This window comes from Pseudomonadota bacterium (genome assembly GCA_039028935.1).
Lineage (GTDB): Bacteria > Pseudomonadota > Gammaproteobacteria > Steroidobacterales > SZUA-146 > SZUA-146.
This window is the reverse complement of the sequence record JBCCHD010000065.1, coordinates 1-11,403: the sequence shown is the minus strand read 5'-3', so window position 1 is coordinate 11,403 and position 11,403 is coordinate 1. Positions and strand designations below refer to the sequence as shown.

The 11,403-nt window shown below is 56.6% G+C and carries 10 protein-coding genes; 5 read left to right on the top strand and 5 right to left on the bottom strand.

Annotation, left to right across the window (positions count from 1 at the left end; translation table 11 throughout):
* Positions 1 to 341: 341 nt before the first annotated feature.
* Positions 342 to 1,292, top strand: coding sequence for a tellurite resistance TerB family protein (locus AAF465_16925; protein ID MEM7084411.1), 951 nt, complete (start codon positions 342 to 344; stop codon positions 1,290 to 1,292).
* Between the two features lie 161 nt (positions 1,293 to 1,453).
* Here the strand turns inward: AAF465_16925 and AAF465_16920 are convergent, their stop codons facing one another.
* Entirely contained in the window at positions 1,454 to 2,137 is a 684-nt protein-coding gene (locus tag AAF465_16920; GenBank protein MEM7084410.1) for a response regulator transcription factor, read from the bottom strand.
* Complete coding sequence (locus AAF465_16915) at positions 2,118 to 3,725, bottom strand: ATP-binding protein (protein MEM7084409.1); 1,608 nt, start codon at positions 3,723 to 3,725, stop codon at positions 2,118 to 2,120. The genes AAF465_16920 and AAF465_16915 overlap by 20 nt, the downstream gene beginning before the upstream one ends.
* A gap of 182 nt (positions 3,726 to 3,907) precedes the next feature.
* Between AAF465_16915 and AAF465_16910 the strand changes: the two genes are divergently transcribed.
* Both AAF465_16910 and AAF465_16905 read left to right on the top strand, forming a co-directional pair.
* Positions 3,908 to 4,507 carry a phosphoribosyl-AMP cyclohydrolase gene (locus AAF465_16910; GenBank protein MEM7084408.1) on the top strand — a complete coding sequence of 200 codons (600 nt, stop codon included), beginning with the start codon at positions 3,908 to 3,910 and terminating at the stop codon, positions 4,505 to 4,507.
* Positions 4,508 to 4,627: 120 nt separating this feature from the next.
* Positions 4,628 to 5,620: an aldo/keto reductase gene (locus tag AAF465_16905; protein ID MEM7084407.1), complete on the top strand. Its 993-nt coding sequence runs from the start codon at positions 4,628 to 4,630 to the stop codon at positions 5,618 to 5,620.
* Positions 5,621 to 5,743: 123 nt separating this feature from the next.
* Here AAF465_16905 and AAF465_16900 read toward each other — a convergent pair whose 3' ends face one another.
* From AAF465_16900 to AAF465_16890, 3 genes are all read right to left on the bottom strand, one after another.
* On the bottom strand, positions 5,744 to 6,667 hold the full coding sequence (locus AAF465_16900) for an SDR family NAD(P)-dependent oxidoreductase (protein MEM7084406.1): 924 nt from the start codon (positions 6,665 to 6,667) through the stop codon (positions 5,744 to 5,746).
* A 72-nt stretch (positions 6,668 to 6,739) separates the two neighbouring features.
* The gene (locus tag AAF465_16895; GenBank protein MEM7084405.1) at positions 6,740 to 8,002 is read right to left on the bottom strand and encodes an FAD-dependent oxidoreductase; all 1,263 of its coding nucleotides are present in this window, start codon (positions 8,000 to 8,002) and stop codon (positions 6,740 to 6,742) included.
* Positions 8,003 to 8,131: 129 nt separating this feature from the next.
* On the bottom strand, positions 8,132 to 9,340 hold the full coding sequence (locus tag AAF465_16890) for a hypothetical protein (GenBank protein ID MEM7084404.1): 1,209 nt from the start codon (positions 9,338 to 9,340) through the stop codon (positions 8,132 to 8,134).
* 138 nt (positions 9,341 to 9,478) lie between these two features.
* Between AAF465_16890 and AAF465_16885 the strand changes: the two genes are divergently transcribed.
* The gene (locus tag AAF465_16885) at positions 9,479 to 10,321 is read left to right on the top strand and encodes a prolyl oligopeptidase family serine peptidase (GenBank protein ID MEM7084403.1); all 843 of its coding nucleotides are present in this window, start codon (positions 9,479 to 9,481) and stop codon (positions 10,319 to 10,321) included.
* A 227-nt stretch (positions 10,322 to 10,548) separates the two neighbouring features.
* Positions 10,549 to 11,403, top strand: an 855-nt coding sequence (locus AAF465_16880) for a formate--tetrahydrofolate ligase (GenBank protein MEM7084402.1), incomplete at its 3' end; no start/stop codon positions are given.

Below are 11,403 nucleotides of genomic sequence, written 5' to 3'. Positions count from 1 at the left end.
CTCTCTCTCTCTCTGACACTATATTTGTCTAATTATATAAATAAATTTGTATAAGTATAATTATCATTGGTTTAGAGCACTAAAATGATGTCGTTTCGCAGGATATTCGGTGCGCTTTCATTCCGCGAGGCCTGGCCAGTTCACTAATCGGTCCGTCACCTTTCCGCCCTTTTTTTGATGCTGGACACAATTTCTCACCGGGCACGTGTTGTCTCTCGCGGTCCCGTACCGTTAGGCTGCCTACAGGACAAACGCGACGACGCATGGGCCATTCCGTACGGCATGACGCGTCGCCCCTTGCCGTCGATCGACGACACGGGGATAACGAAAGAGGAAACAATGTGAATTTAGTGAAAACTCTCGCCAAAGTGGCGATGGGCGTGATGGTCGCCCGTGGTGTCGGGAAGTTACTGGGTGCCAACCGCAATGTTCCGCCCTCGTCGCAGGGCACCTCACGGGGGAACCCGATGCCACGTTCATCGACCACCGGCCAATCCGGTGGACTGGGCGACGTTCTGGGTGGCCTACTCGGTGGGGGCATCGCCTCCCGTGGCGGTGGACATCAGGGCATAGGTGGCGCCGACGGCGTGGGAGGCCTTAGCCGCGGAAACGAACGTTCGCCTTCCCAGCCAGGCTCGATGAGCGAAGCCAACCGCTCGCGTACTGATTCCGCTCAGCCCGCGGGTGGACTTGGGGGACTGTTGGAAAATCTAACCAAAGGATCGAGTTCATCCCACTCAAGCGGCAGTCTGGCCAACGTGCTAGGCAGTGTATTGGGCGGCCGGGCTCAAGGACAATCTGGCGGAGGCCTGGGGGATCTTCTGGAACAGTTGGGTGGCGGCCAACGCGCCTCTCAAGCCGGGTCGGGCAGTCTCGGCGACTTATTGAATTCCGCGTTCGGGCAATCCCAGCGGCGCGCACCCGAGCCCTCTTCGACGCAAAACGACCACGCTGAACTGCTGTTGCGAGGCATGCTCAATGCCGCCAAATCAGACGGCCAGTTTGATGAGGCAGAACAGCGCAAGCTTTTGGAGCATCTTGGCGACGTCAGCGACGAGGAACGCGCCTTCGTTCACAAAGAAATGGCTCGACCACTCGACCTCGATGAGTTTGTTCGCGCCATTCCACGCGGCCTGGAGCAGCAAGTGTATGTGATGTCGCTTCTTGGCATTGAACTCGACTCGCAAGCCGAAGCGCAGTATCTCGACCAACTCGCCCGCGGCTTGGGAATGTCACCTGAGCAGGTCAACGCCATTCATCAGCAGGTCGGCGTCCCGGCGCTTTACGGCTGACGTTGTGTGCACAAACGACCACTCGATGATCCGGCGACCTTAAAAACCCGCGGGCCAACGAATCGCTTACACATCTTAAGCACGAGCGTCTCGGTGCCTGCAGGACGAAGCAGTGGAGACGACATTGGTTAGCGAGTAGCAGGTTCCTGTATCAAGGATAACTAGCTTTCTGATTGGCCCGGTACCCGCAACCGATAGCCAACCCCGCGCCGCGTTTCGATCAACGAGGTCGACTGGTCGCGATCCAGCTTTCGTCGCAACCGGCTCACATAGACATCCACCACATTGGTCTCCGGCTCTGAGGTGGCCGGCCATACGCGATTCAAAATGCGTTCTCTTGACCAAAATCGATCCGGATGGCGTGCCAGCAGTTTGAGAAGATCAAATTCGAGGGCGGTGACCGCAATATCGCGATCATCCAAGCGCACAGTATGACGATCAACATCGATGATTAAGCTGCCAAGGGCAATTCTCTGGCTTTCGACTTGTGGCGCCGCACGACGCACCAAGGCCTCGACGCGAGCGAGCAGCTCCTCGAAATCGAACGGTTTCGCCAGATAATCATCGGCACCCGCACGCAAACCGTCGACTCGCTCGTCCACCTCCGCCAATGCCGTCAACATCAGGATGGGTACACGATTACCTTTCGCGCGCAGTCGCCGGCATATATCAAGACCATCCCCGCCCGGCAGCATCCGATCCAAAATAATGGCGTCCATGTCGACCGCCGCATCGAGCGCCGTGATCGCCTCGCCGACCACCGTGCAGTTGTAGCCCTCGGCGCTTAAGCCACGTTCGATCATACGCGCGACGCGGGCATCATCCTCAACGATCAGCAATTTCATGCGTCACCGGAAACCGCGCGGTAATCGTGGTGCCTTGCCCAGGTGAGCTGACACCAGAGATGTCTCCACCATGCGCCTGCACGATCGCCTTGGCAACAGCCAGGCCAAGGCCAAGACCAACGGTGGACGATCGCTGATGTCCGGACGTGCCCGAGGCGCCGCCGCGTTCGACACCACCGCGAAAAAAACGATCAAAAATATGTGGCAGATCTTGCGGATCGATGCCCACACCTTGGTCGCTGACCGACAGCAGCACTTGATTGTCCTGTCGTTCAGCTTTAACCGCCACCGTGCCACCGGATGGACTGTAGCGAATAGCGTTGTCGATCAGGATTAGTAAAAGCTGGCGCACTCTATCTGGGTCCGCATTGAGCTTGCCAAGTGACCCATCGATGTCCGTGCGAATGGCGACCTTCTGCGCCTCGGCCAAGCGCACACTTTCGTGCACGACCGCATCCGTTAATTCCTGTAGATCAAGCGGCGCTCGAAGCAAGCGAATTCGTTCTGCATTGGTTCGTGCAATGAACAACATGTCATCCACCAAGCGACTCAGTCCGACGGCCTGTTCCAGTACGATTGACAGCGCATCGCGATAATCGGCCCCCGTCCGCTCCTGACCGCGCAGCGCAACCTGCGCCTCGCCGCGAATGACCGTCAGCGGAGTCCGCAATTCATGACTGACATCGGCAAAAAACTCGCGCCTGACGGCATCCGCCTGTTTGAGTGCCTCGTTGACTTTGGACAACTCATCGGTTCGCTCAGCAACGGCGTGCTGCAGCTCGCGCTCGGTGCGCTGACGTTGCTGAGTAAACTCAGCGAGGTGTTCGGCCATCGAATTAAAGGTACTGGTAATTCGGTCGAATTCGGGATCGCTGCTCAGGCCGATACGGTGATTGAATTCACCCGAGGACCACGTTTTTGCCGCCCGACGCAATGTATCGAGGGGTACGGCGATACCGCGCATCAGTAGCCATCCCATGGCAAGACCCGCCAGTAACGTCGCCATGACCAGACCAACCGCTATCCCCACGGACTGAGCATGCACACGCTGAATTCGAACATTCATTCGCTCGACGACCGATCGTTGACGCTCCAACGCGGCGTTCACTCGATCACGAAAACCCACGTCAATCCGCTCTTCCAGTACCGCATTAACCCGTTTCGAGCGCTGCGGACCGGGCGGTAATTGCGTGGCCGTGCGAAAGTCACGAATGATCAGCTCTATCGCCTGTTCAAGATCGTCTGTGTCTTCGACGGCACCCGGTGCAAAGTCCGCTCCCATGGTTTCGCGCTGTTCAAGCTCCAGCCGTCGAATCTCGGTCAGCGACCAGGCGATCGCTTCGCGCTTGTTGCGCACCACACTCTGGTTGGCACCGCTTCCCAGCAAAATCTCATCAGTCAATTGCTTAAAAAGCCGATACGCATGCACCGAAAGCTGAAGGTGCTCGTCAAGCAGGTCGTGGGCGAGATTAGCCTGACGAATATGCTTGGATGTTGCATTTACCGACCACACCGCCATCCCGGCGGCCAACAAAACGGCAAAGGCAGCGAACGCCACAACCAGACCAATTTTTGTTCTATACGTCATGCCAGGAGGCTATCACGGCACCCAGACACAATCACAGTCAAGCAAGAGATTATTCATTTTGCGTTCATATTCGCGACAGGTCATATTCATCCTCCCGCTTGCATCATTCGTGTATTGCGGGACGCGCCCGCGACCATCTAAATTTTAATTTGCCATTTAATAAAACCGAGAGGGAGTCGAACATGATCCAGCACTTCACGTACTCAAGAGTTAGTCGATTACGAACCGGCATAATCACTGCGGTATTAGCAAGCCTGACTGGCCTCACCGTAGCGGGTTGCTCTAATCTGGACACTTCAAACACCACGAAAGCGGCGATGCAGTCCATCACCAAAGCGGACGTGTTGGCCGCGCAAAAAGCGTGGGGCGATGGCATTGTCGCCATTGGAGATGTGTATCAAGCGAAAGGTGACTACGCCTCGCGCGCCAGTCAACACATTAAGGACCTCTATGCGTACGGCCAGTCAGAGGTGCTGTTCAAGCCGACACTTGCGGCAGACGTGCAGTTCCGAGAGACCTTTGGCGGCGCTTTGTCTTACTTCGTCGGAGGTGAAATCGCCGAAGACAAGGGATTTGCCATTAAGCCCTGGTCAAAAGTCCGGTTTGGTGAGCAGCAGATCATCACCGACGCAGACTCGGCGGTTGCCATGGGCAACTACTATTTCACACCGGTCGGCAGCACGGAAGAAACCAAAGTGGAGTTCACCTTCGGTTACATGCGTGATGCAGACGGTAATCTGCGCATCAACGTACACCACTCCGCCCTGCCCTACAGTGGCTAGCAGCTAGCGGCTCAGCCCGTTTACGCTACGCGGCAAGTCTCACGACTTGCCGCGTTTTTTTATCTCCTACCGCTGATCGGGCTGTTACCATCGTGTGCCCACCATGGTTAGGAAAGTGAGATGGACTACCGTCCCAATGATCACCGATACGAAGGAATGACTTTTCGACGAGCCGGCCACTCCGGGCTCGATCTACCCACACTATCGCTTGGCCTTTGGCAGAATTTCGGACAACATGCCGACCCCTCGACTGTCGAGAAGTTATGCACCATCGCCTTTGATCGGGGCGTGGTGCATTTTGATTTGGCGAACAATTACGGCCCACCGCCCGGCTCCGCGGAGCGCATTTTTGGTCGTATCCTAAACACTCAGTTTCAATCCCATCGCGATGAGTTAGTGGTTTCGACAAAAGCCGGCTACGGCATGTGGCCGGGCCCGTATGGCGACGGTGGAAGCCGAAAGTATTTACTCAGTAGCCTCGATCAGTCGTTGCAGAGGCTGGGTATCGACTATGTCGATATTTTTTATTCGCATCGATTCGACCCTTCAACACCGCTCGAAGAAACCATGGGCGCGCTTGCAAGCGCCGTTCACCAGGGCAAGGCGCTTTATATTGGCATTTCAAACTATCCTCTGACTGAAACGCAGCGCTCTCTGTCACTGCTAAGCGATGCGGGAGTTCCCTGCCTGGTTCATCAACCCCGCTACTCCCTGTTTGACCGCGCGGCGGAGAAAGACGGACTGCTCGATGCGCTTCACCACGCCGGGGTTGGGGCTGTGGTGTACTCACCGCTTGCACAAGGATTACTGACCAACCGCTATCTCGATACCCTCCCACGCGACAGCCGGGCGCTCAGCGGCGAATTTTTATCGGCCGACGATCTTACCGAAACGCGACTGAAGCAGATTCGCGCCCTGCACGAATTGGCGGCTGCTCGCGGCCAGTCGTTGGCCCAAATGGCGTTGACGTGGGTGTGGCGCCATCCCCGCGTCACCAGCGCTATAATTGGCGCGAGCCGGCCTGAACAACTCATAGACTGCCTTGGTGCGATAAACGCGGTCGCGCTGTGTGACGACGAGCTGGCACACATTGACGCCGCCTGTGCGGACTAAATTATCCCTTATGCCTTAGGCTCTCGCGGGCGGCCAACGTCGACGCTAAATCGGTTTAGAACGACGGACGCCAGACAACCGCCAAACGAGTCACCGCGTTATTTCGGTATGATCGAGCACGCGTTAGGAGTCTTTGTGGTGTAACGCCTTGGCCGCACGCAGCAAAAACTTCTCTGTCTGTTTGCCCCCAAACGCCAACTCTTGTTGCCCATCATCGTTGGTGATCTCGTCCCAATGTTGCACCACCTGGTCAGGCGTTTGCTGCGCCTCGGTAAGATGAATGCCCGGTGTTTCCACAATACGACTCACCGCGTAACCGCCAGCACCGGCACACAAAATGGTGCGGTTGGGCGCCTCATCATGACACAAGGCCAAACACCCGGCAGCGACAGACTGCGGCGTGAGTAACTCGAGCAGCGCGGGATCGGGAATAATGTCCTCGGTCATTCGCGTTGCGGCGGTCGGCGCCAGCGTGTTGACTCGAATATCGTATTTCTTACCTTCCAGAACCAGCGTATTCATCAGCCCCACCAGTCCCATCTTGGCCGCACCGTAATTACTCTGGCCAAAATTTCCATACAGGCCACTGGATGATGTCGTCATGACGATACGACCATACTGCTGCGCACGCATCGTCTCCCAAACCGCCTTGGAACATATCGCGCTGCCCATGAGGTGTACATCCAACACAAGTCGAAAATCATCCAGAGACATTTTTGCGAAGGTCTTATCGCGCAAAATGCCCGCATTGTTGATCAAGATATCCACTCGCCCCCAACGTTCGATCGCCTCGGCCACCATGGCCTCAACCTCGTCAGGTCGCGTCACGTTGGCACCGTTTGCCATCGCCGTTCCACCGGATTGGATAATTTCATCGGTCACGCTCGCGGCCGCATCCGACGACTGGCCTGTGCCGTCACGGGCTCCGCCAAGATCGTTGACCACCACGCGCGCACCGCGCGCTGCCAGCGCCAATGCGTGTGCGCGCCCGAGACCGCCTCCAGCGCCCGTCACAATTGCAACACGCTCATCAAAACGTATGGTCATAGTGTTTCCTTATGTTTATTCACGTTCGATCCGCTTATCGGACCGCCAAAACTAGGCGATGTACGCGTACCGTCAGTCGCCAATCACGCAGTCGCCGATCGGCACAGTGGCGTCTTCGAGTGCGGCAACATCCATTTTAGCGCCCTGGGCAATGAGCGTCTTAGCACCAAGGAAATCCCGTGGCTGATTAACGGCTTCGACGGCGCTGAGTCGCCCTTGCACAAGGTGACACAGCGCAAAGGCGCGCTCGGCATCGGGCAGCTGGCGTCGGATCGTTTGATCGACACTGGTGTCGAACACGCCAGCAATTTGCAGCTTAACGTCGTATTGATCGGACCAAAACCACGGTAAAGCCGCGTACGGCGAGGGCTGACCCAACCATGCCATTACCGCTGCTTTACCTTGGTCATTGGCATTTTGTACCGACTCGATTCGTACCGGTTCAGCATAAAGTGCATGCGGACCGCGCGCACAATCGCCGGCCGCCAAAATCGCGGGGTCGTCGGTGGCGCCGAATGGATTCACGACAATGCCATCGTTAACGGTCAGGCCCGCTTCGGCAGCAAGCTCGGTGTTGGGCACCACACCAATGCCAACTACGACCAAATCACAACTCAGCCGCTCGCCATTTCCGAGCACAACGTGCTCCACCTGTTGCGCGCCTGCAATGTGTGCCACCGTTTCGCCGGTACGAATCACAACACCTTCTTGTTGATGTAAATGAGCGTAAAACTCTGACAATGGCGCGCTCGCGACACGAGCCAAAACGCGATCCATCGCTTCGATCACGGTCACTCGACAACCGTTTTTGCGCAAGCTCGCCGCAGCTTCTAGGCCAATGTAGCCGCCACCAATCACCACCACATTTTTCCCGGAAGCGTGTGCCTGTTGGATCGCCAGCGCGTCGTCCATGGAGCGTAGGTAATGCACACCTGCCAAATCCTGGCCGTCGATCGGTAGAACACGAGGCCGCGCGCCGGTGGCCAGCAAAAGGGCCGAGTAGTCGAAAACATCACCACCTGCGGTAACCACTTGGTTGCGGTCGCGGTCGATACGCACCACACGTTGTTGACCGATCAGTTCAATTGCCGACTTTTCGTATGCCGTGGGTGGCCGCAACTGAATCTGTTCTGGACCCTTCACGCCGAGCATCAAATCTTTCGACAAAGGTGGCCGATGATACGGTGCGTGTGTCTCGTCACTGAGCACAACGATACGTCCTAAAAACCCGGCGCGACGGGCCGCGAAGGCGCTTTGTACACCACAGTGTGAACCCCCTATCACGACCAACACGCGATCGTCATGGGGTGGGGATGTGTCGGTATTCTCAGTCATCATTCGGCACCTAAAAAGCCAACGAAATGGTGCCTGTTATGCAGGGTTAGGTCGAGCACTATTTTCCAAACAGTGGATCAACGAGGCGCCGTCTTTCGCGGCACTGCCGATACCCGGTCATCGTGGCCCTTAATAAGCGTCGCTTATAATATCGATCACGCCATCTTTCGACCGGTCAAGGGTGCGTATTCCGGACCGCCTCAATGGCACCCCCAACAATCGCCCGCTCACGGCGTTTTGTTCAAATGTGGCGTTATGCACCCAATCACCATGGATCGCGCGCCCCTCGCGGCAGAACAATCGGTTGTCGCGAATGCGAATGGCGTTGGCACCCCACAGCTTGAGTCGCAGGCAGGTTGCAGAATTTGTCGAACGGACAGTATTGGCACGCAAATCGACGTTAATGGGTTGGCCCACGGTGACATGTCGACCAATTTCGATGCCGTAGCGTGTCGGATTGATAATCTCATTGTGCCGAACGATGACATCGCGCGTCGCAAACACACCAACCGGGCAGCGCTCCAACTGATTGTGTTCAACAATGTTAGGTTGCTCACCGCCCCCATACAAAGTGAAGCATGGAAACGCCAGGCTGGATGACGTCCCCTGCACGCGATTGTGTGCGATCGTATTGCCACCCGATCCCGGTTTGAGCTCCACGGCCTCGTTACCGCCTTCGCCCTCAGCATTCAGATCGCTAAAAGAGTTGTAGGCGATTCGGCTTCCGGTGACGCGACAGCTGCCGTTATGACAGCCCAGATAAAACCCCTCACCCTCGCCAGCACCCGGAGCCAGCCCGGTTTGACTGATCACATTGTGGGTCAACACCAAATGCGTTGAATCGCCGTTGTTTGCCGCCAGCGCATTGATGCCCGTACCTCGAATGACGGCTCGGTTCAGCGTGAAGTGAGAAGTCTGCCCCATCAGCCGCACGCCGATGCTGCCGCCTTCAAATTCGATCCCACTGATTGTCAGGTGCCGCGCGTCGAGGAGCTCCAAATTGTTTTCCGTGGTGAGATTGTCGGCTGGCCGAGTAAGAACAGGGGTCTCGCCGGCTTTGGCCCGAATCATGATCGGTTTCGCGGCCGTTCCTTGAATCGACAGAGCGCGACGGCAGCTCTGCTCATAGCGACCACCTCTCAACACCAGTGTGTCGCCAGGCTGAAGCTGATTGGCAATCTGCTCGAATTCCTCGACGCAATCCGGTCCAGCTTGGGACGGACCGATCTCGATAACGTCCGCCATCGTCGGCGCGCTCAAAATCAGTAGCCACGCCCCGCAGACAAGCGACGTCCCGCTCCGTTTCATGTGTTTGTTTATGGCTGATCGTGTGTTCATAGCCAAACAGTAATCGTCCAACCCAATGGATGCAATGCAGAGCCCACCCCTTCTGCCCTATACTGGTCCGGCTAAGAGCATACTATTCCAACGCACGTAATCCTGGGGCGATCGCCACAAGCACTTCGGAGACTATCCTTGTTCAAAAAAATATTGCTGAGTCTACTCCTTGTCGTATTCATCGTCGGGGTTGGTGTGTACGGGTGGATACAGGGCTGGCACCTATCCCGTCAAAGTTCCGACGCGCTGGAGCGGATGTTAGCGCCACATTACGAGGTGTTTGTGCCAGATGGCACGCCGCCGTTTGCGACGGTGGTTGGGTATCACGGTTGCTCAGGCACGCTGCTGGGCGCCAGAGACTGGGCCAATGTATTCAAAGAAGCCGGTTACGCGGTCGTTTTGGTAGAGAGCATGACACCTCGGGACGTGCATTGGCGTGACGTCTGTGCCGGCAAGATACTGTGGGGTAACGAGCGCGCCGGCGATGTGATGGTGTCGCTGGATGCCGTGCGACGGCTGCCGTTCGTTGACCCAAATCGCCTTCATCTGATCGGGTGGTCGCATGGCGGCTGGTCACTCATGGATGCCTTTTACTACGCGGGCAAGCAACAGCGACCGCCCAACTTGCGTGACGCGCTGCCCGCACCGCTAGAGGGTGTATTAAGCGCGACTTTCTTCTATCCATTTTGTGAATTCCCATCGGTAGGTCGACACGGCTGGCCACAGTCTTTTCCAACGCACTTTATCTTCGCCGATCGCGACAGCATCGTCTCCAATGCCGCGTGCGAGCGTGTTATCGACAGGCAGCGCGCGCAACAGCGCCCGGTGAGCGCAACCACGTATGTCGACACCGATCATGCCTTTGATATGCGTGATGAAGATTTTTATGACGGTACCTTGGGCAATCAACCGGATGCAACGCGCCAAGTGCGCGCGGACATGCTGTTGAACCTTCGTCGCTGGACCCCTGAGTCCGACTGACGGATCGCCCCTCCAGCCGAGCTTGAGACGCCTGTCACTGAGGCGACACAATCGCCCGTTGGGCGGTCGAATACGACCTCTATTCACCCATATCCGCCACTCGGTATTGTCGCTGAAAGTTTAGTTGTTACAATGACTTATTCTAGCTTTTTGAGTTGCAGCGCAGCACGCTGGGCGCCAATGACTCAAATGTTCAAAAACCGCCAAAACAAACGAACAGGTGCGCCATGACTACAGTCCGTTCAGACCTCGAAATCGCCCAGGATGCCTCCATGGAGCCCATCACCAAAATCGGTGAGAAGCTCGGCATCAAACCCGAGTCGCTTATTCCGTATGGTCACGATAAAGCCAAGCTCAACTACGAATTTCTCGAATCACTTGAGGGCAAATCAAACGGCAAACTTATCTTAGTGACGGCTATCTCTCCGACGCCCGCTGGGGAAGGCAAAACCACCACCACTGTCGGACTGGGTGACGGCTTGAATCACATTGGCAAAAACGCGATGGTGTGTCTGCGCGAACCCAGCCTGGGGCCGTGCTTCGGCATGAAAGGCGGTGCGGCCGGCGGTGGCTACGCCCAAGTGGTGCCGATGACCGACATCAACCTGCATTTCACCGGTGACTTCCACGCCATTGGTGCCGCTCACAATCTGTTGTCGGCGATGATCGACAATCACATGTATTGGGATAACAAACTCAATATCGACCAGCGCCGTGTCACATGGAAGCGCGTGGTCGATATGAACGATCGCGCTCTGCGTCATATCACCATCGGACTGGGCGGCCCGACGAACGGCATACCGCGCGAGAATGGGTTTGACATCACGGTGGCCTCCGAGGTGATGGCGTGCTTTTGCCTAGCCACGAGTCTCGATGATCTGCAAACGCGTATCGGCAATATCATCATTGGCTATAACCGAGACAAAGAGCCTGTTCGGGTCTCCGAGCTCGGCGCTCAAGGTGCGATGACCGCCCTACTGCGCGACGCTTTCCAGCCGAACATGGTTCAAACGCTCGAAAATAATCCGGCGTTCATGCACGGCGGGCCATTCGCCAATATTGCGCATGGCTGCAATTCGGTG